The organism is Ruegeria sp. HKCCA6837 (assembly GCF_013034475.1).
Taxonomy (GTDB): Bacteria; Pseudomonadota; Alphaproteobacteria; order Rhodobacterales; family Rhodobacteraceae; genus Ruegeria.
The window spans coordinates 84,233-105,021 of sequence record NZ_WQGD01000008.1 but is presented as its reverse complement, the minus strand read 5'-3'; the positions used below and the strand labels follow the sequence as shown (position 1 = coordinate 105,021).

Below are 20,789 nucleotides of genomic sequence, written 5' to 3'. Positions count from 1 at the left end.
GTCCAAAGCCGGACACGCCCGTTCATGTCAGCTGTCGTCTTCGTCGTCGTCTAGTTCGATTTCAATAACCGCACCGGTTTCGGGAGAAACTTCGATCTCGTAGTTCTTGCCGTTAAGGAAGGCATAGATCTCGATCTCGTCCTGTTCGGTTTCCACCTCGGAAATGGTATATCCTTGGGCCTCCAACGCCGAACGAATGTCAGCTTCTGAGGACCCAAGCACATGGCCTATATTGATCTGCGCCATCGCCAAGCCGGGAGTTACACAAGCCGCCAACACTGCCAGTTTACCAATTTTGTTCATTTGCATTCCTTTCATGGATATCAGCCACCGCGAGACTGCGGTTGCCCTGATCTGTGCGGCTTGCAGGAACAACAAAATTGGACTTTCGGAAGAATTCAACCGGCTTAGGCCAAAGGTTTATGCGAAAAATGCCCGGCCCAAGGTTACAAACACCGTTGCGAAACTTCACAAAAATATAAAAGCTATGAAAATCAAGAAAAAAGCCCCCGTTTGAAACAGGGGCCGAATTCAGGTTCGTCAAGTCTTACGCTGGGGTGGACAGACCCAGTTGTTCAACGACCGCGCTTGCGGATTTGATCCAGCGCTCGCGTAGGGCACTGTTTTGGGTGTGGCGCAAACCGATCGATGACAGAAACGCGAACCGTTTCGGATCATCGCCACCGAAAGACAGTGCAACACGCGGCCACCAATAATCCACAGCGCCTTGCATCTGCCTGGCCTCTCCGCCTTCTGCCAGCTTCATGGCACCTTCTAGCGCCAGGGTGCCGTGATGCGCTTCGACAGGGGCGATTTGACGAAAGACTTCTGCGAGAGGCTGATAAGAAACAGTCGAAAATTCGGCCAGCTGCTCAGCCACAGCGCGGCTCATCAAAAGGTTCATGATCACAGCGTCGGTCCAGCCCGAGATCGGATAATTGAACACAGCAAGGCGCATGTCATGTGCGCTGCGCGTTGCGCCGATATCGTCATCGCGATCCAGTCGCGCGGTCCATGGATGGTGCGTGGCGTATCGTTCGGTATCTGCGCCAAACTCGCCCATTATTTTAAGAACGCGATCTGCATGATCGGTTTTCTCAAGCACTATTTTTGCTGCCGCGATCCGTTCCTTGATGCCCGGCCCCTGATTGATGATATCCGCAAAACCCGCGGCGCCAGCCAATTCGCTGTCCACAAAGGTGGCCATCAGCTTCATCAGTTCGGCGCGGTAGCGTGGTGGCACGTTTGTCGGATTGGTCAGAACTCCGCCTGCGGCCAGATAGCTGTCGAGTGTCATGGCTTCGGTCATTGATCCTCTCCCTTTACTGGTCGTAGTCCACGACCACACGGTCGGTCACCGGATAAGCCTGACAGCTCAGCACATAGCCTTTTTCGACCTCGTAATCCTCGAGCGCGTGATTGGCGAGCATTTCGACTTCGCCTTCCAGAATGCGACAGCGACAGGTGGAACAAACCCCGGCCTTGCACGCGTATGGCGCGTCCATAGCGTTTTCCAAGGCTGCGTCCAAAATGGATTGATCCTTGGGTAGGGTTACTGTCTGGGTCGAACCGTCCAGAGTGATTGAAGCGCTAGTCTGGTTCGCCTGCGTGCCCGCCTCTGCTGCATTTGTCTTGCGCTTGGCCCGCCCAGGTTGGGCGCTGGCAAATAGCTCGAACTTGATCTGGCTGTCCTCAAGCCCGTGATCTCGCAGAGCGGCGGCAATCCCCAGCATCATTGGCTCTGGTCCACAGATAAAAGCCGTATCCACGTTTTTGATGTCGATCCAGTGTTCAAACAGCTCGCCGCATTTTTCCTGCGTCACAAGCCCTGTGAACAAGTCGATCTCCTGCGCGTCGGTCTCAAGAATATGGATCACGTTCAGGCGACCCATATAGAGGTTTTTCAGGTCCTCCAGCTCCTCTCGGAACATGATCGTGTTGATGCCTTTGTTGGCGTAGATCAGCGTGAAGCGGGACTTGGGTTCACGCGCCAGCGTTGTTTTCAGGATCGAAAGGACGGGTGTAATCCCCGATCCGCCAGCAAAGCCGAGATATTGTTTTTCCGCGTCCGCTTCGATTGGCACGTGAAAGCTGCCCATTGGCGGCATCGCTTGAACAACGTCACCAACGCTCAACTCTGCGTTGGCCCAGCTTGAGAAAGCGCCCCCTTCGACGCGTTTAATGCCAACTTGAAGAACGCCGTCATCCTTTCCGGCGCAGATCGAATACGAGCGGCGCAGTTCTTCGCCGTCAAAATCACGCCGGAAGGTCAGGTATTGACCCGCGGTGAAATCGAACTGTTCCGCTGCGCCATTCACAGGCTCAAGCGTCACAACAACCGCATCGCGGATGGTTTTGTGGATGTCGGTGACTTTCAGGTCATGAAAACGTGCCATCCGGTGCTCCTCCTCAGATGCACTTGAAATAGTCAAAAGGTTCCAGACAGTCGGTGCAGCGCCAATGGGCCTTGCATGGGGTCGAACCGAACTGGCTGACTTTTTCAACAGCCTTGCTGCCGCAATGCGGGCACCGTTCTGGCCCACCCGCCGGTTGCGGTGGCGCAATGCCATAGTCTTCCAGCTTGGCGCGGCCTTTTTCGCTGAGCCAATCGGTGGTCCAGGCGGGCGAAATGCTGGTTTCGATCCGTACCTCCGCGATCCCGTGGTCGCGCAGCGCGGTTTCGATATCCATGCTGATGACGGACGTCGCCGGACAGCCAGAGTACGTTGGTGTGACGGTCACAACCAGCGTTCCGGCGTCCCAACGCACATCGCGAACGATGCCCAGATCCACGACCGAGATCACCGGTATCTCGGGATCGGGCACCGCATCCAGCCAGCTCCAGATCTGATCAGTCGAGGATTGCATCCGCTCTTACCACTTGGCTCCGGGATAGGCGCGTTGCAGCCATTGCATCTGCGTCAGTAGATGACCCAGATGCTCGGTATGCATGCGCCCGTCACGCCCGCCCTTATGGGCAAACTGACTTTCGGGAATGCTAAGTGTTGCCTGAGTCAGGATCCTTCCGACCAAAGCGCCATATTCTTCGCGCAGGTCTGTCGGATTGGGTGCGATACCTGCGGCGGCCATCTGGGCGTCGACCTCGTCGCTGGCAAACATCTCACCGACATAGGGCCACAGATAATCAAGGGCTTCCTGCATTCGGGCATGGCTTTCCTCGGTTCCGTCGCCAAGCCCCACAACCGTGTCGCCTGAGCGTTCGAGGTGATAGGCAACCTCTTTGCTGGCTTTGGCAGCAATTGCAGCGACACGTTCGTCCGAGGATGCCATCAAGCGCCCCAGCATGATCGAATGCCAGGCGTCGAACAGGAACTGGCGCATCAATGTGCGGCCGAAATCTCCGTTCGGAACCTCGACCAGCAGTATATTGCGGAAATCCCAAGCGTCGCGCAGAAAGGCCAGATCGTCAGCGCTTTTGCAACCATCAATCTCGCCCGCAAGACCAAGCCACATCTGGGTCTGTCCGATCAGATCCAACGCAGTGTTGGCCAGCGCGATGTCTTCCTCCAGAACCGGCGCGTGCCCGCACCACTCGCTGACCCGGTGGCCAAGGATCAGCGTATTGTCCCCCATCCGCAGCAGGAATTGATGCAAAGCGTCGTTGGAAACAGAAACACTCATTACATCGCCCCCACTTCTTCGGGGATATCGAAGAAAGTTGGATGGCGGTACACTTTGCTTTCGCTGGGTTCGTACAGCGGGCCTTTATCACTGGGCGATGAGGCCGAGATGTTGTTTGCCTCGACAACCCAAATCGAAACACCTTCGTTGCGGCGTGTGTAAACATCGCGCGCGTTCTTGATTGCCATTTCGGCGTCCGGGGCGTGCAGCGATCCAACATGTCGGTGGCTCATACCGTGTTGGCCGCGGATAAAGATTTCCCACAGGGGCCATTCGTTGTTCATCGGGTTTCCTCCTTGGGTTTACTCTGCTGCCAGATTGCCGGATTGCTTCTTGCGGGCGTGCGCCAAAAGACCGTCACGCACCCATTTCCCGTCATCCCAGGCCTTGTTGCGGGCTGCCAGACGATCCACGTTGCACGGCCCGTTGCCTTTGATCACGTCGAAGAATTCCGACCAGTCAGGCTCTGAGAAATCGTAGTGCCCGCGTTCTTCGTTCCATTTCAGGTCTGAGTCGGGAATGGTCAGGCCCAGATACTCGGCCTGCGGCACGGTCTGGTCGACAAACTTTTGACGCAGCTCATCATTTGTATTGATCTTGATTTTCCACGCCATCGACTGGGCAGAATGAACCGAGTCCTTGTCGGACGGGCCGAACATCATCAGGGACGGATACCAGAAGCGGTTCATCGCATCCTGAGCCATCTTGCGCTGCTCGGGCGTACCTTCGGCCATTTTGCGGATCGCGTCGTAACCTTGCCGCTGATGGAAGCTCTCTTCCTTGCAGATACGGATCATGGCGCGCGAGTATGGTCCGAAAGATGTCCGCTGCAGCGGAACTTGGTTCATGATAGCCGCCCCATCCACCAGCCATCCAACAGCACCAATATCGGCCCAGTTCAACGTCGGATAGTTGAAGATCGACGAGTATTTCATACGCCCATCAAGCAGCATCTCGGTGATCTCGTCCCGGCTGACACCCAGCGTCTCAGCTGCACAGTAGAGGTAAAGTCCATGCCCGGCTTCATCCTGCACCTTGGCCAGCAGGATCGCCTTGCGCTCCAACGTCGGTGCGCGGGTGATCCAGTTGCCTTCGGGCAGTTGACCTACGATTTCAGAATGCGCGTGCTGACCGATCTGACGGATCAGGGTCTTGCGATAAGCCTGAGGCATCCAATCTTTTGGTTCGATCTTGATATCGGCATCAATCCGCGCCTGGAACTCTGCCAGTTTCTCCGGATCTTCGTTTGATGCTTCGGATTTAACCATCTGAGCATACATGTCCCGTCTCCTCCGTTACACGCGTTCAAGAATGAGGGCCGCGCCCTGCCCGACGCCCACACACATGGTGCAGAGCGCATAGCGACCCCCGGTTCGCTTCAATTGATAGGCCGCGGTCAGCACCAGACGCGCACCGCTCATGCCCAGTGGGTGGCCCAAAGCGATGGCCCCTCCATTGGGGTTCACGTGGGACGCATCGTCCGGCAGGCCCAACTCGCGCAGGGTGGCAAGGCCCTGAGAGGCAAACGCCTCATTCAACTCGATCACGTCCATCTGTTCGATGCTCAACCCTGCTCGGGCCAGAACCTTGCGGCTGGCGGGCACCGGGCCGATGCCCATGACACGCGGCGCAACACCCGCAACCGACATGCCCACCACACGGGCCATCGGGGTCAGACCATTCTTGACCGCCGCCGTCTCATTCGCCATCAGAATGGCTGCCGCGCCATCATTTACACCCGAAGCATTACCCGCTGTGACGGTCTTTTCCGGTCCGTTCACCCCTTTGAGACCCGACAGCTTTTCTGCTGTGGTTCCCGGACGCGGGTGTTCATCCGTATCCACAATGATCGGGTCGCCTTTTCGCTGTGGCACCGAAACCGGAGTGATTTCATCGCCGAAAACACCCGCCGCATGAGCGGCCGCCCACCGGGCCTGGCTGCGTGCAGCAAAGGCATCCTGATCTTCACGACTGATGCCATAGTCCTCAGCCACGTTGTCGGCAGTCTGCGGCATGGAATCCACGCCGTAGTCCTGCTTCATCTTCGGGTTCACGAAACGCCATCCGATCGTGGTGTCGTGCACCGCGTTGTTGCGAGTGAACGCCGAAGTTGCCTTGGGCATCACAAACGGTGCGCGGGACATGCTTTCCACGCCCCCCGCAATGGCCAGATCGTAATCGCCTGCCTTGATGCCACGGGCTGCCATTCCAACGGCATCCATACCGCTGGCGCAAAGACGGTTTACCGTTGTTCCCGGAACGTCGATTGGCAACCCGGCCAACAAGGCCGCCATTCGCGCAACGTTCCTGTTGCTCTCTCCGGCCTGATTGGCATCACCATAGATCACATCGTCGACACTGGCCCAATCGACCTGAGGGTTGCGTTCTTTCAACGCCGCCAGTGGCAAAGCCGCAAGATCATCCGTGCGAACCGAAGACAGCGCTCCGCCATACCGCCCAATCGGTGTACGCGTCGCGTCGCAAATGAATGCGTCCATGTCCGAGGTCTCCTGTTCGCGTCAGTATTCATTAACCGTCTGGTCGGTTTTTATTAAAGTAACCGATTCGAGGCAAGCTTTATGTTACCTTTCTTTGACCACGTTCACCATTTTTGTAACATATAAAGTCAGAACTTTATCGTTGCGATATTCGGGGCCGCCTAAGGCGGTGATCCAAACAATACTTAGCTGACCGGGCGACGCTCACGTCCCGCTCGGAATCAATCGTCTAAAACGGCTTCCAGCGACGCAAGGTTCGGGCGAGGCAACCTGTCTAACAGCTGCACCACGGACTGTCGGCACTCCGCACCTTTCCAGTCTTCTGGCAGAAAGGCAGGTGGCAAAGGGGGATGGCGTAGGATAAGCCGCCGCCACCCATGAACGATCAGAACACGCAGAACGGCAGTTTGCAGGGGGTCTTCCATCCCCTTGGTGGGCAAATGATGCTCGACGAACTGAAGAGTGGTCCAGAACTGACTGTAAGCGTCTTTCAGAGGTTCAGGCCCACACAAATCTCGCATCCAATCGGGCACTGATATGGCACTGCTTTCAATCCCCAGCAGGTCTTCCAGCCCATCAGGGGCCGGGCCCGGTGCCATGGCCGTAGAGGCATTGACTGAGATATAGTCACCAATGAGCATCAGATCTGACAGTTCTTTGCGGGAACTTTCAGAACCGCTGGCGATCAGCACATGCCAGATGTCCGGCTTGTCGGTCTCACGGGAATAGATACGCGGCGCGGCGGCGGCACTTTGGCTGCGACCAAAATCCGTCAAGCGGTGCACGCTGGTGCGCCCCACCCGCGTACTTTCGATCCAACCTTCTTTCCGCAGCCGATGTAGTGCAACACGCGTCGCCTCAGACTTGATTCCGGCCAGACTGGTGAGCGCCGTGATCAAGCTGCCACTGACCCGGTCCGATCCGCTGGGCGCCAAATCTCCAAATATCGTAACCAGCACTGACCACACCCGCTGTGTGCCGGTGTTGGTCAGTTGACTGACACAGGTTTCGAACCAATCAGGGCTGATGTCTTTCATACACGAAGTATAATCGGACCGAAGGGAATTACCATCCGGCCCATCGCAAGCATCCAAGTGGCTAGTAAGCAACCATCGTCAATAGCTCATATTCTGCGACCTGTTCGTCATCTTGCTGAGTCAGCGTGACGTGCCAACGAACTTCGCCATATTCGTCATTGCGCTTAGTTTTGGCCTTGACCGTCAGGCGCACTTTGATGCTGTCACCGGCTTCAACCGGCTTCATAAAACGCAACCCATCCAGACCGGTATTGGCCAGCACCGGCCCTTCATTTGGTTCGACAAACAATCCAGCGGCAAATGACAGCAACAAATAGCCATGGGCGACGCGACCCGGAAAGAACGGGTTCCGCTCCGCCGCCGCCTGATCCATATGGGCATAGAAGGTATCGCCTGTGAAAGTGGCGAAGTGTTCAATGTCTTCCATTGTGATGGTGCGCGGTTCCGTGTGGATGGTCTCGCCAATCGCAAGGTCATGAAACCTGCGCGTGAACGGATGGGCGGGGCCTTTGACCTCGGTCGCGCCGGGCACCCATCTGTTTCCAATCGCGGTCAAAAGATCAGGTGAGCCCTGAATGGCGGTCCGTTGCATATAGTGTTTAACACCACGCACGCCGCCCATCTCTTCGCCGCCGCCAGCGCGTCCGGGGCCGCCATGCACCATATGAGGCAAAGGTGAACCGTGACCGGTGGATTCTTTCATCGAGTCACCGTTGTTGAAGTACAAACGCCCATGATACGCCCCTGCCCCAATGGCGACCTTAAGCGCCACGTCAGGATCATGCGTGATGACCGACGCCACCAAAGATCCTTGCCCCCGGTTTGCCAGTTCAATCGCATGGTCGAGATCGCGATAGCCCATGACCGTGCTGACCGGCCCAAAAGCTTCGGTATCGTGCACACGCTGCGCCGCGTCAGGGTTGGCACAATGGTAAAGCATCGGCGGTAGGAAGGCCCCTTTTTCAGGATCTGCTCCATCGACCGCAAAATCATCCGGGTTGCCAAAGACACGCTCGGCCTCTTGGCCAATGATCGTCGCCTTTTCCAGAACGTCACGTTTCTGACCATTCGAGACCAATGCGCCCATGCGGGTGGTTTCAAGCCTTGGGTCGCCGATAACGGTTTTGGCCAGCCGCGCGGACAACGCCTCGATCACGGCTTGCACCTGCACCTCTGGCGCGATGATCCGACGGATTGCGGTACATTTCTGACCAGCCTTCGCCGTCATCTCGCGCTGGACCTCTTTGACGAAAAGGTCGAACTCAGGCGTACCCGGCTTGGCATCTGGGCCAAGTATCGAGCAATTAAGGCTATCCTGTTCCGCCACAAACCGCACAGAGTTTTCAAGGATCACGGGGTTGGATCGCAATTTCAACGCCGTATCTGCCGAGCCGGTAAAGCTGACCACATCCTGAAGGGTCAAACGGTCCAGCATGTCGCCCAAACCGCCCGACACCAACTGAAGCGCCCCGGCGGGCAAAATACCGGAATCCAACATCAACCGCACGCACAGCTCGGTCACGTAGCAAGAATTCGTCGCCGGTTTAACGATGGCCGGAACACCGGCCAACAGAGTTGGCGCCAATTTCTCCAACATTCCCCAGACCGGAAAGTTGAATGCATTGATGTGAACCGCCACACCGTGCAACGGGGTGCAGATGTGCTGGCCCAGAAAGGTCCCGTTGCGCGATAGTTGCTCAACATCACCGTCCAGGTAGACATGCCCGTCCGGCATTTCCCGGCGTCCTTTCGAGGCAAAGACAAACATCGTGCCAATGCCGCCGTCGATGTCGATCATGTGGTCCGACTGCGTCGCGCCTGTGTTGAAAGACAGATCATAGAGCGCCTGCTTGTGCTGGCCCAGATGCAGCGACACCGCCTTGAGCATCTTGGCCCGCTCATGAAAGGTCATCTTGCGCAGGGCCGGCCCACCGACGTCGCGCGCGTAGTCCAGCATTCCTTGCACATCCAGTGCCGCGTTGCCCGCAGTTGCAATCACCTCGCCCGTTACGGCGCTGGCAATATTGCGCGCCCCGGCACCAGGCGGCACCCATGCACCGGCGGCAAAGCTGGATATCTGTTGGATGGTCATGAGCGTCTCCTCATCAGTGTCTGGATCCTCACATCATCTAGTCAAACGTGCGAGGTCATATCTTTAACCGTACGGTCGGTCGTTATTTTTGCACAGCAACACCACAAACCGTACCCTTCAAACCTGCGCGGGAAGTCGCGCGAAACCCCGAAACCGGATACGGCCGCCGCGTTCAGCACCATCGGTGATACAGTAATCCGGGAAGCGGGTTAGAAACCGCCCGACCGCCACGCGGCCTTCCATGCGGGCCAGAGTCAGGCCGACGCAGGTGTGTGGCCCGCCAGCAAAGGCGTGGTGTTTATTGGGGCGTCGGTCCAACATCATTTCATCGGGCCGCTCAAACTGTCGCGGGTCGCGGTTGGCGGCTCCGATGCAAAGATGGATATCTGTTCCGGCGGGAATGGTTTGGCCGTGGAAGATGACATCCTCGGTGGTCAAACGGTTGCCGAATTGGTTGGGGCTTTCCAATCTCAGAAACTCGTCCGCGGCTGTGTTTATAAGCTCTGGGTCGGCCAGCAACTCGGCCCGCTTGTCACGGTGCCGGTCCAGCAACTCCAGCGCGTTGCCGATCAGATTGGTCGTGGTCTCATGCCCAGCATTCAGGATGAAAATGCAGTTCTGGTACAGCTCGACCTCGGTCAACCCGCCATCGGTGTCATCCTGCATCAATCGTGTCAGCACGTCCGTTGACGGGTCACCTGGATTGGCGCGACGATCATCTATGATGTGGCGCAGGAATGCCTTGAAGTCAGACACCGCGCGATTTCCCCAGTCTTCTTGTTCCTGGGTTAGCTGAGGCTCCAAAGCGCCCAAAATGGCCAGAGACCAATCCCGCAAGGGGCCGCGCTCGGATCGGGGAATGCCCAGTAAGTTGCCGATAATCTCAATCGGGATGGCCCCGGCAAAATCCTCGATCAACTCAACGGTGCCCTTGGCCTGCATCTGGTCCAGCAAGCCGTCGACCAGCTGCACCAGGCCAGGCTCCATCTGCGCCAGCGCCCGCGGGTTCATCGCACCGACCATCACCTTACGAACACGGGTGTGCAAAGGCGGATCATTGAACACCAAACTGGTCGTGTGATGTTCGTATAAAGGGCTGTCGACCCCGTATTTCGGCCCGAAAACCGCCTTCTTGTCCGAAATGAACCGTGTCGTGTCCCGATACACCAGATACAGATCGTCATAGCGCGAAAGGATGACAGACCCATCGGCTTGAAAGCAGACAGGCGTGTCTTCGCGCAGCGCGGCATAGGCCGGGTAAGGGTCCGCGTGAAAACCGGTTGGAAGTTCGGTCAGAGAGAACATCAGTGACCCATCGCTCCCATATGTTCCGGCAGAACCAGCACCAGCCATGGCACCAGAACGATCAGCGCCAGGCGGAAGATATCCGCCACCCAAAACGGCGTGACGCCCTTAAAGATGGTCCCGGTTGAGACATCCCCCACCACACCTTTCAGAATGAACACGTTCAAACCGACCGGGGGAGTGATCAAGCTGATCTCAGTCACGACAACGACAACGATGCCAAACCAGATCGGATCATAACCCAGCGATGTCACCAGCGGGAAAAAGATAGGCACTGTCAGCAGCAGCATCGACAGCGATTCAAAGACACAGCCCAGAATGATGTAGATCCCGAGGATCATCAGGATCACCATAAACGGCTCAACCTCATAGGCCGTCACCAAAGCGATCAGTGCCTCGGGAAGGCCAGCCAAGTTGATGAAGTTCGAAAAGATCTGAGCTCCGATCAGAACCGAGAACAGCGCCGCGGCGGTGAAACTGGTCTCTTTCAACACCTCAAAGGTGGAACCCAGGGTTAGCCCACCCCGAGACAGCGCAATCAGGAAGGCACCCATTGCGCCCATGCCAGCTGCCTCGGTCGGGCTGAAGGTCAGGTTCAGCGGATAGAAGTCAAACACCCCGTACAACCCGCCGATCACAAGGAAGAACAGCAGTAACACGGCCCAGACCGAGCGCAGTGCCGAAAGGCGTTCGCCCCAGCCATGCCGCTCTCCTGCTGGTCCGGCGTCGGGTCTGCGCCAAACGGTCCAACGCACCGCCAGCAGATAGAACAGGATGCCCAACACGCCGGGAATTATTCCCGCAACGAAAAGCTTGCCAATCGAGGTTTCGGTCAAAAGGCCATAGATTACCAAAATGACCGATGGCGGGATCAGAATGCCCAATGTTCCACCGGCAGCAATCGACGCCGTCGACAACTCATCCGAGTACCCATAGCGGCGCATTTCCGGCATCGCGACTTTCGACATCGTTGCCGCTGTGGCCAGCGACGAGCCACAAATGGCAGAAAACCCACCACAGGCTGCAACCGTGGCCATGGCGATGCCGCCGCGGAAATGGCCCAGGAAGGCGTTCGATACCGCATAAAGTTCACGCGCAAGGCCACCCTTGTTGACGAACAGGCCCATCAGGATGAACAGCGGCACAACAGACAGCCCGTAATCCTGCGCCGTATCAGTGATCTGGCGGCCTACCATGGACATCGCAGCCTTCAACCCACGTTCGGACAGGATGCTGCCGCCGCGTTCATATGCAAAGCCAAGCGTCCCAACGAGCCCCATCGCAAACACAATGGGCAGGCGCAGGAGCACAAGAACAAGGACAAGGGCGAAACCGATCAAAGCTGCAGTCATCAGGAGTGCTCCGACAAGGCTTGGGGGGCAAAAATGTGCAAAATCCCGGTGATGATCATCGCGATAGCAGTGATCGCGGTGAAGGCAGCGATGAACCAACCCACGTAGAAGACAGGAATCGACAGGTATTCGGTGACATCGCCATAGTCCCGCGCCCGCTCTGCCAACACCCAGACGCGCTGAATTGGCCAGATCAGCATGATGCCGGATACCAGATACACAATCGCGTCCCGCACCCGGCTCAGCCGCAGACGTGCGAAAATCCCGTCTGTCAGGTCCACGGCGATCTGTCCGCGTCCGGCCGATATTATGGGCAGGACCGAAAAGACAAGGATCGCCATCAGAATACGTGTCAGCTCAGTCGCAGCCTCGATTGGCGCGTTGAAGACAGAACGCAAGATAACGTCGAAAAAGGTCATCACCATCAGGATAAACAGCGCCACACAGGCCAGCAGCGTCGGAACGACACTGATGCGTCGCGCAAAGGTCACGAGTGAGTGCATGATTGGTCCCCGGCGGGTGAAAAGGGCTGGCGGGTCATGCCCGCCAGCCGGGCTGCATTACTGCGAAGCCATTTCATTTACGATCATGTCATAAGCGGCTTGAGCGTCGATGCCCGCGCCGTTGACTTCGTCAATGACCTTGGCGCGCACGTCGACGGCAATCGTGTTGAATTTTTCAAGATCTTCAGCAGAGGCCGCGTTGATCGCGTTGCCCTCGGTGGTTTCGGTTGCTTCGCGACCGATAGCGTCAATCTCGTCCCAGATTTTGCCAATCTCGCGGCTCAGCGGTTCACCAAAGACGTTCTCTTCCAAAGCAGCCTGCAGATCTTCGGGCAGATCGGCAAAAGTGTCTTCGTTCATGATGAAGGCAAACGATCCGCGATAGAGACCACCTGGAACTTCGTAAACATTCTGTGCCACTTCGGTCAGCTTGAAGCCCTTGCGGGATTCAAAGGGCATCACAACCCCATCAGCAGCTTTCGAGGCCAGGGTTTCATAGACTTTCGGCGCAGGGACCTGAATGCCGGTCGCACCCAGAGCCGTACCAACGTCCCCGCCTACACCACCGGGGATACGCACCTTGAGGCCCGACACCTCATCCAGCGTGGTCACAGGGCTGCTGGAATGTAACTGGGCAGGGCCATGCGTGTGCAGAGCGATCACCTTCACACCGCGATGTTCGTCTGCCTCTTTGAGGAACTTGTCATATGTGCGCCAATAAGCGACCGAGGCGTCCTCGGCCGAGCCCTCGTATCCGGGCAGTTCGATCATTTTGGTGGTGACAAAACGACCGGGTTGATAGCCATGGAAGATGATCGACGCATCAGCTGCACCATCCATGATCAAGTCCATCTGCGCCGGTGGCGGCGCAATGCCCAGCTTGAGTTCTGCCGTAACCTTACCGTCTGTCGCCTCTTCAACCATCTCCACGAATTTCGGCCACATCTTGGCGTTGATGCCATGGGTCGGCGGCGCCCAGCTTGAAATGGTCAGCGTATAATCCGCAGCCAGTGCCACTGTGCCCGAAACGGCCAACGCGGCCGACGCCAATAATGTGCTTAGCTTGGTGAATTTCATGGTTCTGTCTCCTCCCTGTGAAACATGACTCGAGAATGCGTTAATGGTCGCTTTTGTAACCATCAACATATTAAAGATCCCCCGAATGGTCCGCGATCCTCCAAGAGCCGGGGTTTTCGTTCGCAACTGTCAACATCGTTGCACGCGAAATTGCGATGCCGATTTCCTTGCTGTAGTTCATTGGCCCGCCACGCCACCGCGGGAATCCATATCCATGGATTTGCACCATATCGACAGATTCCGCGTTTTCCGCGATGCGTTCCTGAACGATTAAAGCTCCCTCGTTGGCCAGAACCGCTAGAATACGCGAGGAAATGTCCTGCTCTGTAAAGCTTCGGCGGTTTATGCCCTGTTCGGCCGAGTAGGTTTCGATCAACGCCTCAACTTCCGGGTCGCGGACCGGTTTACGGTTGCCATCTTCGTACCGGTACCATCCTTTGCCGGTACGTTGGCCAAGCCGCCCCATCTCACACAATTGGTCGGCGATGGTGACATAGCGTTCATCAGGGTTTCGTGTTTCGGCATTGCGCTTGCGATTGGCCCAGGCGATCTGAAGACCGGTCAGATCCTGCAGCTCATAAGGTCCCATAGGCATCCCAAACGCGCGCATCGCTTGATCCACCTGATAAGGCAGCGCCCCATCGGCCAGAAGATAATCAGCCTCGCGCCGATACGCCGCCAGCATGCGGTTGCCTATGAACCCATCGCAGATACCCGAAAGAACCGACACTTTCCGCAGCTTTCTGCCCAAGGCGAAACCTGTGGCCAAAACTTCGGGCGACGTATCAGGCGTATGTACGATCTCAAGCAGCTTCATCACATGGGCCGGGCTGAAGAAATGCAGGCCAATGCAACGTGCCTTGTTTTCTACGTCCTCAAAGATGTCTACCGGATCTAGGTAGGACGTATTCGTGGCCAGGATTGCATCCCGGTGCATATGGCTGGCAAGCTCCGCAAATACTGCCTGTTTGACGGGCAAGTCTTCGAACACGGCCTCGATTGCCAACTCGGCATCCGCCGCCGCGGTATAGCTATGGGCAGCCTTGAATTTGGACAGGTGGTCTCGCAGCTGCGCCTCGGACAACTTGCCCCGATTAACAGCCCCTTGAAGCAGAGATTCAACCCGCCCCTTCGCCGCCAATGCAGCCTCGGCGTCCTGCTCGATCAAAGTGACCGATAGTCCACCATTCAGGGCGGCCGTGGCAATGCCTGCGCCCATCAGCCCGCCGCCCGCAACCGCGATCCGGGTGATGTCGCGCGCAGTAATGCCCTTGATCAACGCAGGTCTCGACACGGTGCGTTCGGCAAAGAATGCGTGGCGTAACGATCGGCTTTCAGCGCTTTGGCGCAGGCCCAAATGGCGGGCGCGTTCTTTCGGTTGCCCCTCGGCGAATGGCTCAACGGACCAGCCGAGAGCGCTCAGGTTTTCCAGCGGCGACTGCTGCCCTTTGGCGCGTTTCCGCAACGCCAGACGGCTTGTTTCAAACAGATCGGGCGCAAAGTCCGGCACAGTGCGCTGATTGACAGGCAGCGGACGTTCAGGCAAGTCGGCAACAAATCCCGAAACTGCATCCAATAGGTCGTCGGCGATCAAATCAATGCCACCGAGTTCCGCCAGTGCTTCAGCTTTCATGATCTTGCCGGAACACGCCATGTCAATTGCAGCTTGCATCCCCACAAGACGCGGCAAGCGTTGCGTGCCACCTGCCCCGGGGATCAGTCCCACATTGACCTCGGGCAAACCAAAACCGGTATCCGGCGTTGCGATCCGCCACGCACAGGCCATCGCTATCTCAAACCCGCCGCCCAGCACGTTACCGTGCATACAGGCGACAAACGGCACTTTGCTGTCTTCGATCTTCTGAACAACATCCGGTAAATGCGGCTCAATCGGCGGCGCATCAAACTCGGACATGTCACCACCAGCGATGAAGGTCCTGCCAGCGCAACACAACACCGCCACGCGCGCGCCCTGAACCGCATCAACCGCGTCGGACAGCCCCTGTCGAACACCGGTCGAGGTCGCGTTCACTGGCGGGTTGTTGACCGTGACCCAAGCCACGTCACCCTTTAATTCAACACTTACCAGCGACGACTGCAACATCGACAACCCTTTTGATCGGTCCAGATTCGGTACTGGTTCATATATTGACCAACCGTTCGGTTAATGCAATGATTAAGTTGGAACGAGGCCGGAAGAGAACGTCATGAGCGATACAATACTTGTAGAAAACAACGGGAACTGGGTTGAAATTACCCTGAACCGCCCAGACAAGTTGAACGCGTTCAATGAAGACATGCACGCGGCCCTGCAAGACGCATTGAAGACCGCACGCGACAACGGGGCCCGCGCAATACTGCTGACCGGTGCCGGGCGCGGGTTCTGCGCAGGTCAAGACCTGGGCGATCGCGATCCATCCAAAATGGATGGCCCTCCGGATCTGAGCAAAACGGTACGAACGTTTTATGCGCCTCTGGTCCGGTTGATCCGGTCCTTGGAGTTCCCGGTCATCTGTGCCGTAAACGGAGTCGCCGCAGGCGCAGGTGCAAATCTTGCGTTGGCCTGTGACATGGTTGTGGCTGGGGAAAGTGCCAAATTCATTCAGAGCTTTTCCAAGGTCGGCCTGATACCGGATACGGGTGGCAGTTGGCATTTGCCGCGCCTGTTAGGTGAAGCACGCGCTAAGGGGTTGGCTCTGACCGCCCAACCCCTTTCAGCCAAACAGGCAGAGGATTGGGGACTGATCTGGAAAACACTGCCCGACGATCAACTGATGAGTGAGGCACGCACGCTTACCGCGCAGTTGGCGAACGGCCCAACACTTGGGCTGGGCCTGACAAAGCAATGCATTCAATCTGCGGCCACCACATCGCTTTCGGATCAGCTTGAGATTGAAGCGGACGCGATGAAAACCTGCGGGGAAAGCGTGGATTATGCCGAAGGCGTATCCAGTTTCCTTGAAAAACGCGCGCCAAACTTTCAGGGGCGGTGACGATGACACCAAAGGAACGCGCCGAAAAATCCGCCGCTGCAATGTGGGCAAATGACGAGGCAAGCAAATGGTTCGGCATGGAGCTTGTCGAGATTGACGAAGGCCACGCAGTTCTGGCACTGACCGTCGCCAGCCATCACTGCAATGGTCATGGCACATGCCATGGGGGCGTCACCCACGCTCTGGCCGACAGCGCCTTTGCCTTTGCCTGCAATAGCCGAAACAAGGCAACCGTCGCGCAACACACAATGATCAGCTTCCTCGCCCCCGGAAGCAAAGGCGACCGTCTGACAGCCACCGCGACAGAGGTCACTGTGTCCGGACGCAGCGGTATCTATGACGTTCGCGTCACCAACCAAGACAACACTCTGATCGCCGAGTTTCGCGGCATGTCCCGCGCAGTGGGTGGTCAGAATTTTCAAGAATAGCTTCGCGACTGGAGGAGTGACGCGATGGAAGACCTTTCCCCAAACAAAGCGGATCTTGACCCGATCGAGATCGCCTCGATCGACGAAATTCGCGCCACACAGCTTGAGCGACTCAAGTGGTCCGTACGCCACGCATACGACAACGTTGCCATGTACAAACAGCGGTTTGACGAAGCCGGTGTGCATCCCGACGATCTACAGCAACTGTCCGACCTTTCGAAGTTTCCGTTCACATACAAAAACGATCTGCGTGTCAATTACCCGTTTGGTTTGTTCGCAGTTCCGCGCAGCGAGATCATTCGTCTTCACGCGTCCTCGGGCACGACAGGCAAACCGACCGTGGTGGGTTACACCAAGAATGACATCGACAACTGGGCGGATCTGGGCGCACGCTCTCTGCGGGCTTCGGGACTGCGCAAAGGCGACATGGTCCACAATGCTTATGGTTATGGGCTGTTCACCGGCGGGCTGGGTGCCCATTATGGAATTGAACGCCTTGGCGCGACCGTTGTTCCCATGTCCGGGGGGCAAACCGAAAAGCAGGTTAACCTGATCAACGACTTTCGGCCCGACGGGATCATGGTGACGCCGTCCTATATGCTCAATATCCTTGAGCAGTTCCACAAGGCCGGTCTCGACCCCCGAGAAAGCTCTTTGAAGGTTGGTGTGTTTGGTGCTGAACCCTGGACTGATGCGATGCGGGCCGAGGTCGAAGCCGCGTTTGATATGCATGCGGTCGATATCTATGGCCTGTCCGAGATCATGGGTCCTGGGGTGGCCAATGAATGCGTTGAAACCAAAGACGGTCCGGTGATCTGGGAGGATCACTTCCTGCCGGAAATCATCGACCCCGTGTCCGGTGAGGTCCTGCCCGATGGCGAAACTGGTGAATTGGTGTTCACAACCCTGACCAAGGAAGGGCTGCCAATGATCCGTTATCGCACGCGCGACCTGACATGCCTGCTGCCGGGAACTGCACGTTCCATGCGCCGGATGGCAAAGATAACAGGTCGCAGCGACGACATGATGATCCTGCGTGGCGTCAACGTCTTCCCCAGCCAGATCGAAGAACAGGTCATGGCGACGGGGGGTCTTGCCCCGTATTATCAGATCGAATTGTATAAGTCGGGCCGCATGGATGCGATGCGTGTATTTGTTGAATCCTCAACCGATTCCACCGATGAACTCTCCAAAACTGCGGCGGCGCGAATGCTGACCAAGCGGATCAAGGACGTTGTTGGCGTTTCAACGGAAATTGTTGTAGGTGACCCCGGCGACGTCGAACGCTCTCAGGGCAAGGCGAAGCGTGTCGTCGACAATCGCGATAAGGAATAAACCGTGGCCCGAACAATCGCCAAAGACCACGACCAAAAGCGGGAGCAGATCCTGAAAATGGCGGCCAAAGTGTTTGCCGATCAGGGGTTTGATCGCGCATCGATGACATTGCTGGCCAAAGAATGCGGTATCTCGAAGGCCAACATCTACCACTACTACGACAGCAAGGATGCCATCCTGTATGACATCCTTGAAACATACCTGCGCGAGTTAAGAGATCGGATCTGTAACGTGGATCTTAGCGGTTTGAACCCCGAGCAGAAGCTGCGCACAGCGGTGCGCGAAATCCTGTTTGCTTATCAGGGCGCAGATGACGAGCACCGCGTACAGATCAGCGGCATGAGCGCGCTGACAGACGAGCAGCAGAAACTCCTGCGGGGCTATCAGCATGATTTGGTGAATTTTGTGCGCGACATCCTCAAAGAGTTGTCTCCCGAAGCTTTCGACGATGCCAAAGACAAGTTGCGCGGTGCCACGATGTCGGTCTTCGGGATGCTGAACTGGTATTATATGTGGAATACCGGCGCGGGCCCCAAAGCCCGCGAAGACTATGCCGATCTGGTCAGCACGTTGACAGTGCATGGCGTGCAAAAGCTTTAGGCGCACAACGCTGCACACAAAACGTTATGTCGCGGCTTTAGACCGATCCAGATAGGCTTGCTTTGCGATCATGACATCCTCGTCCGTCATGTCTGATCGGTTCAGTTCTAAGAAATGTTCTGCGGCCCCAACCGGTTGAACATTCAGGTTGCGGACGGGTGTCAGATCATCCGACCGTACATTCAAAATCGAAAGCACCTTGGTGACGGGAAACAAACGATCGCTCAGACCCGAGGTGTTCAGAGAGATAACGTCAGCTCGTGAAGACATATGCTCGGCGACCCGAGCCACCACGCCATCAAGGTCCGCGCCCGGGTTCAGCAGTTCAGTATATTCGCAAAGGTCTTCTTGTATTCTGTTTCCGCGAATGTTCTGCCAATACACGCTTTTGATCCAATCAGCAGTATCTCTGGTCGTGTAAAAGAATGTGATCCGCGCCTTGTTGTCTGTGAGTCTGTTGATTTCCTCACAGATAACTTCGGCAAGGATGTGCGTTTGGGCATAGGACCACACACCCTTGCGTCCCGGGATCATGCCTGCAAACTCTTCGCTGCTGATCAGCAACGGCAAGTCAGAGTGGCCATCCAACGACAGCAGAACCTGACGGAATTTCATGCGAAATTTTTCAAGCGTTCTTTCTTCCGGTACCACTGAAAAACGGCGCGCGGCAACGCCAGCGTCTTTCAAATTCCGTGGCACTAGAGCTTTGACTCGGGTCTTTAGCCGGAAACGGTTCCTGTACAGCATCGTTTGCAGGGTTCTGGTTCCGGTCTTGTGAAACCCTTGATGGACAACAACCTTCAGCATCGACCCTTTTGATCTAACCCACGCCTCACATCAGCATTTAGGGTTACCGCATCAAAAACATCAAGCTGTCCAGTCGATGCTCAGGTCTTCTCGAAACGCAAAGCGGATCAAATGCGTCTCGATCACCTGTTGCCAACGACGCAGATCGCCTCGCGGGCCGGTTGTGGCGGTCACCGTCAAAGCGGTTGCATCTGCTTTCAATGTCACCCGATCGCCATCAGGGAAAGATACGCTGCCCTGTGTTCCATCGAAGGAGATCTCGGCCTTGTGCGACCAATGTTTGCAGAGCTGCTGCAGGTATTTTGAGGCCGCGCTCGTTTGCGCAATGCCTGTTGCGGTCTGATCAGGCAACAGGCTCAGACCCGCGACAGCGGCAGACCGGATTGATTTGGCAAACAAGGTCACGTCAATGTTGGTGGCTACGAAAGTTGCGCCAAGGTCCAGACACTTGCGTTGAAGATCCGGGTTCAGTGTCAAAATCCCGGCGGCCTTGCCTGCTGCCACAATACGTTGGATTGCATTCAGCACCGCAGCAACCACATCAGGGTGGTTCGCATCCCCCAGATGGCCCATGTCAGCGGCCAGGTCGGCGGGACCGATAAACACCCCATCCACATCGGTCGCCAGAACATCGTCCAGCGCGTCCATGCCCTTGTTGTTCTCGACCTGCACAAGCAGGCAAATCTGTTCGTCGGCGGTTTTCAAATAGTCCGGGATCGCAGCAAAGCGTGACGCCCGCGCCAACGATGATCCAACACCTCGAACACCATGCGGTGGATACTGAACGGCCCGCACCAGTTCGCGCGCCTGATCGCCGCTTTCGACCATCGGCACCAGAATATTCTGAACACCGGCGTCCAGATATTGCTTGATCATCCAGGTTTCGCCGATCGGCAAGCGTGCAACCGGCACACTGCCGGACCCCTCAATCACGCGCACCTGTTCGAGGATCGATTGCAGATCGTTAGGCGCGTGTTCGCCATCAACCAGCAACCAATCGAACTGCGCTGTGGCAGCGATCTCGACCGCATAGGCATTGGCCAAACCAACCCAGCATCCGATCTGCGGAGAGCCGGCCTTTAACGCAGCCTTGAATGCATTTTGTGGCGCAGGCATTGGT

The 20,789-nt window shown here is 56.8% G+C and carries 22 protein-coding genes; 5 read left to right on the top strand and 17 right to left on the bottom strand.

Annotation, left to right across the window (positions count from 1 at the left end; translation table 11 throughout):
• Nucleotides 1–27: 27 nt before the first annotated feature.
• Nucleotides 28–303 (bottom strand): PepSY domain-containing protein, encoded by a 276-nt coding sequence (locus tag GOV91_RS12900; RefSeq protein WP_171235812.1) that lies wholly within the window; start codon nt 301–303, stop codon nt 28–30.
• A gap of 13 nt (nt 304–316) precedes the next feature.
• Here GOV91_RS12900 and GOV91_RS12895 point away from each other — a divergent pair, with 13 nt between their 5' ends.
• Nucleotides 317–517 carry a hypothetical protein gene (locus tag GOV91_RS12895; RefSeq protein WP_171235811.1) on the top strand — a complete coding sequence of 67 codons (201 nt, stop codon included), beginning with the start codon at nt 317–319 and terminating at the stop codon, nt 515–517.
• A 30-nt stretch (nt 518–547) separates the two neighbouring features.
• Here GOV91_RS12895 and GOV91_RS12890 read toward each other — a convergent pair whose 3' ends face one another.
• From GOV91_RS12890 to GOV91_RS12825, 14 genes are all read right to left on the bottom strand, one after another.
• Nucleotides 548–1,309, bottom strand: a complete 762-nt coding sequence (locus tag GOV91_RS12890; RefSeq protein WP_171235810.1) for a Phenylacetic acid catabolic protein — start codon at nt 1,307–1,309, stop codon at nt 548–550.
• Nucleotides 1,310–1,322: 13 nt separating this feature from the next.
• Nucleotides 1,323–2,396, bottom strand: a complete 1,074-nt coding sequence (locus GOV91_RS12885; RefSeq protein ID WP_171235809.1) for a 2Fe-2S iron-sulfur cluster-binding protein — start codon at nt 2,394–2,396, stop codon at nt 1,323–1,325.
• Between the two features lie 13 nt (nt 2,397–2,409).
• The gene (gene paaD, locus GOV91_RS12880) at nt 2,410–2,868 is read right to left on the bottom strand and encodes a 1,2-phenylacetyl-CoA epoxidase subunit PaaD (RefSeq protein WP_171187695.1); all 459 of its coding nucleotides are present in this window, start codon (nt 2,866–2,868) and stop codon (nt 2,410–2,412) included.
• Nucleotides 2,869–2,874: 6 nt separating this feature from the next.
• Nucleotides 2,875–3,642 carry a 1,2-phenylacetyl-CoA epoxidase subunit PaaC gene (paaC, locus tag GOV91_RS12875; protein WP_171235808.1) on the bottom strand — a complete coding sequence of 256 codons (768 nt, stop codon included), beginning with the start codon at nt 3,640–3,642 and terminating at the stop codon, nt 2,875–2,877.
• Complete coding sequence (gene paaB / locus GOV91_RS12870) at nt 3,642–3,926, bottom strand: 1,2-phenylacetyl-CoA epoxidase subunit PaaB (protein WP_170404692.1); 285 nt, start codon at nt 3,924–3,926, stop codon at nt 3,642–3,644. Before paaB ends, paaC begins: the two co-directional genes overlap by 1 nt.
• Nucleotides 3,927–3,944: 18 nt before the next feature.
• On the bottom strand, nt 3,945–4,922 hold the full coding sequence (gene paaA / locus GOV91_RS12865) for a 1,2-phenylacetyl-CoA epoxidase subunit PaaA (protein WP_171176652.1): 978 nt from the start codon (nt 4,920–4,922) through the stop codon (nt 3,945–3,947).
• 15 nt (nt 4,923–4,937) lie between these two features.
• Nucleotides 4,938–6,140: a 3-oxoadipyl-CoA thiolase gene (gene pcaF, locus GOV91_RS12860; protein ID WP_171176650.1), complete on the bottom strand. Its 1,203-nt coding sequence runs from the start codon at nt 6,138–6,140 to the stop codon at nt 4,938–4,940.
• A gap of 221 nt (nt 6,141–6,361) precedes the next feature.
• On the bottom strand, nt 6,362–7,177 hold the full coding sequence (locus GOV91_RS12855; RefSeq protein WP_171176648.1) for a PaaX family transcriptional regulator C-terminal domain-containing protein: 816 nt from the start codon (nt 7,175–7,177) through the stop codon (nt 6,362–6,364).
• Between the two features lie 61 nt (nt 7,178–7,238).
• Nucleotides 7,239–9,269 (bottom strand): phenylacetic acid degradation bifunctional protein PaaZ, encoded by a 2,031-nt coding sequence (gene paaZ / locus GOV91_RS12850; protein WP_171235807.1) that lies wholly within the window; start codon nt 9,267–9,269, stop codon nt 7,239–7,241.
• A 117-nt stretch (nt 9,270–9,386) separates the two neighbouring features.
• The gene (locus GOV91_RS12845; protein ID WP_171235806.1) at nt 9,387–10,574 is read right to left on the bottom strand and encodes a cytochrome P450; all 1,188 of its coding nucleotides are present in this window, start codon (nt 10,572–10,574) and stop codon (nt 9,387–9,389) included.
• Nucleotides 10,574–11,926 (bottom strand): TRAP transporter large permease, encoded by a 1,353-nt coding sequence (locus GOV91_RS12840; RefSeq protein ID WP_171235805.1) that lies wholly within the window; start codon nt 11,924–11,926, stop codon nt 10,574–10,576. Before GOV91_RS12840 ends, GOV91_RS12845 begins: the two co-directional genes overlap by 1 nt.
• The gene (locus GOV91_RS12835; RefSeq protein WP_171176640.1) at nt 11,926–12,429 is read right to left on the bottom strand and encodes a TRAP transporter small permease; all 504 of its coding nucleotides are present in this window, start codon (nt 12,427–12,429) and stop codon (nt 11,926–11,928) included. Before GOV91_RS12835 ends, GOV91_RS12840 begins: the two co-directional genes overlap by 1 nt.
• A 57-nt stretch (nt 12,430–12,486) precedes the next feature.
• Nucleotides 12,487–13,506: a TRAP transporter substrate-binding protein gene (locus tag GOV91_RS12830; protein ID WP_171235804.1), complete on the bottom strand. Its 1,020-nt coding sequence runs from the start codon at nt 13,504–13,506 to the stop codon at nt 12,487–12,489.
• Nucleotides 13,507–13,576: 70 nt separating this feature from the next.
• Entirely contained in the window at nt 13,577–15,610 is a 2,034-nt protein-coding gene (locus GOV91_RS12825; protein WP_171235803.1) for a 3-hydroxyacyl-CoA dehydrogenase NAD-binding domain-containing protein, read from the bottom strand.
• A 103-nt stretch (nt 15,611–15,713) separates the two neighbouring features.
• Here GOV91_RS12825 and paaG point away from each other — a divergent pair, with 103 nt between their 5' ends.
• The 4 genes from paaG to GOV91_RS12805 are packed head-to-tail and all read left to right on the top strand — an operon-like array spanning nt 15,714 to nt 18,862.
• Nucleotides 15,714–16,499: a 2-(1,2-epoxy-1,2-dihydrophenyl)acetyl-CoA isomerase PaaG gene (paaG, locus tag GOV91_RS12820; RefSeq protein ID WP_171176634.1), complete on the top strand. Its 786-nt coding sequence runs from the start codon at nt 15,714–15,716 to the stop codon at nt 16,497–16,499.
• Nucleotides 16,500–16,501: 2 nt separating this feature from the next.
• Entirely contained in the window at nt 16,502–16,927 is a 426-nt protein-coding gene (gene paaI, locus GOV91_RS12815) for a hydroxyphenylacetyl-CoA thioesterase PaaI (RefSeq protein WP_171176632.1), read from the top strand.
• Nucleotides 16,928–16,951: 24 nt separating this feature from the next.
• A complete protein-coding gene (paaK, locus tag GOV91_RS12810; protein WP_171235802.1) occupies nt 16,952–18,262 on the top strand; it encodes a phenylacetate--CoA ligase PaaK in 1,311 nt (436 codons plus the stop codon).
• Between the two features lie 3 nt (nt 18,263–18,265).
• Entirely contained in the window at nt 18,266–18,862 is a 597-nt protein-coding gene (locus GOV91_RS12805; RefSeq protein ID WP_171235801.1) for a TetR/AcrR family transcriptional regulator, read from the top strand.
• A 24-nt stretch (nt 18,863–18,886) separates the two neighbouring features.
• On the opposite strand, the gene GOV91_RS12800 is transcribed toward GOV91_RS12805, so the two are convergent.
• Both GOV91_RS12800 and GOV91_RS12795 read right to left on the bottom strand, forming a co-directional pair.
• On the bottom strand, nt 18,887–19,477 hold the full coding sequence (locus GOV91_RS12800) for a hypothetical protein (RefSeq protein ID WP_171235800.1): 591 nt from the start codon (nt 19,475–19,477) through the stop codon (nt 18,887–18,889).
• A 252-nt stretch (nt 19,478–19,729) separates the two neighbouring features.
• The gene (locus GOV91_RS12795; protein WP_171235799.1) at nt 19,730–20,785 is read right to left on the bottom strand and encodes an aldolase/citrate lyase family protein; all 1,056 of its coding nucleotides are present in this window, start codon (nt 20,783–20,785) and stop codon (nt 19,730–19,732) included.
• Between the last annotated feature and the right edge of the window lie 4 nt (nt 20,786–20,789).

Excerpts from the sequence above, each read along its gene's own strand:
- GOV91_RS12900 (WP_171235812.1), bottom strand. The coding sequence starts at position 303 with ATGAACAAAATTGGTAAACTGGCAGTGTTGGCGGCTTGTGTAACTCCC.
- GOV91_RS12895 (WP_171235811.1), top strand. The coding sequence starts at position 317 with ATGGATATCAGCCACCGCGAGACTGCGGTTGCCCTGATCTGTGCGGCT.
- GOV91_RS12890 (WP_171235810.1), bottom strand. The coding sequence starts at position 1,309 with ATGACCGAAGCCATGACACTCGACAGCTATCTGGCCGCAGGCGGAGTT.
- GOV91_RS12885 (WP_171235809.1), bottom strand. The coding sequence starts at position 2,396 with ATGGCACGTTTTCATGACCTGAAAGTCACCGACATCCACAAAACCATC.
- paaD (WP_171187695.1), bottom strand. The coding sequence starts at position 2,868 with ATGCAATCCTCGACTGATCAGATCTGGAGCTGGCTGGATGCGGTGCCC.
- paaC (WP_171235808.1), bottom strand. The coding sequence starts at position 3,642 with ATGAGTGTTTCTGTTTCCAACGACGCTTTGCATCAATTCCTGCTGCGG.
- paaB (WP_170404692.1), bottom strand. The coding sequence starts at position 3,926 with ATGAACAACGAATGGCCCCTGTGGGAAATCTTTATCCGCGGCCAACAC.
- paaA (WP_171176652.1), bottom strand. The coding sequence starts at position 4,922 with ATGTATGCTCAGATGGTTAAATCCGAAGCATCAAACGAAGATCCGGAG.
- pcaF (WP_171176650.1), bottom strand. The coding sequence starts at position 6,140 with ATGGACGCATTCATTTGCGACGCGACGCGTACACCGATTGGGCGGTAT.
- GOV91_RS12855 (WP_171176648.1), bottom strand. The coding sequence starts at position 7,177 with ATGAAAGACATCAGCCCTGATTGGTTCGAAACCTGTGTCAGTCAACTG.
- paaZ (WP_171235807.1), bottom strand. The coding sequence starts at position 9,269 with ATGACCATCCAACAGATATCCAGCTTTGCCGCCGGTGCATGGGTGCCG.
- GOV91_RS12845 (WP_171235806.1), bottom strand. The coding sequence starts at position 10,574 with ATGTTCTCTCTGACCGAACTTCCAACCGGTTTTCACGCGGACCCTTAC.
- GOV91_RS12840 (WP_171235805.1), bottom strand. The coding sequence starts at position 11,926 with ATGACTGCAGCTTTGATCGGTTTCGCCCTTGTCCTTGTTCTTGTGCTC.
- GOV91_RS12835 (WP_171176640.1), bottom strand. The coding sequence starts at position 12,429 with ATGCACTCACTCGTGACCTTTGCGCGACGCATCAGTGTCGTTCCGACG.
- GOV91_RS12830 (WP_171235804.1), bottom strand. The coding sequence starts at position 13,506 with ATGAAATTCACCAAGCTAAGCACATTATTGGCGTCGGCCGCGTTGGCC.
- GOV91_RS12825 (WP_171235803.1), bottom strand. The coding sequence starts at position 15,610 with ATGTTGCAGTCGTCGCTGGTAAGTGTTGAATTAAAGGGTGACGTGGCT.
- paaG (WP_171176634.1), top strand. The coding sequence starts at position 15,714 with ATGAGCGATACAATACTTGTAGAAAACAACGGGAACTGGGTTGAAATT.
- paaI (WP_171176632.1), top strand. The coding sequence starts at position 16,502 with ATGACACCAAAGGAACGCGCCGAAAAATCCGCCGCTGCAATGTGGGCA.
- paaK (WP_171235802.1), top strand. The coding sequence starts at position 16,952 with ATGGAAGACCTTTCCCCAAACAAAGCGGATCTTGACCCGATCGAGATC.
- GOV91_RS12800 (WP_171235800.1), bottom strand. The coding sequence starts at position 19,477 with ATGAAATTCCGTCAGGTTCTGCTGTCGTTGGATGGCCACTCTGACTTG.
- GOV91_RS12795 (WP_171235799.1), bottom strand. The coding sequence starts at position 20,785 with ATGCCTGCGCCACAAAATGCATTCAAGGCTGCGTTAAAGGCCGGCTCT.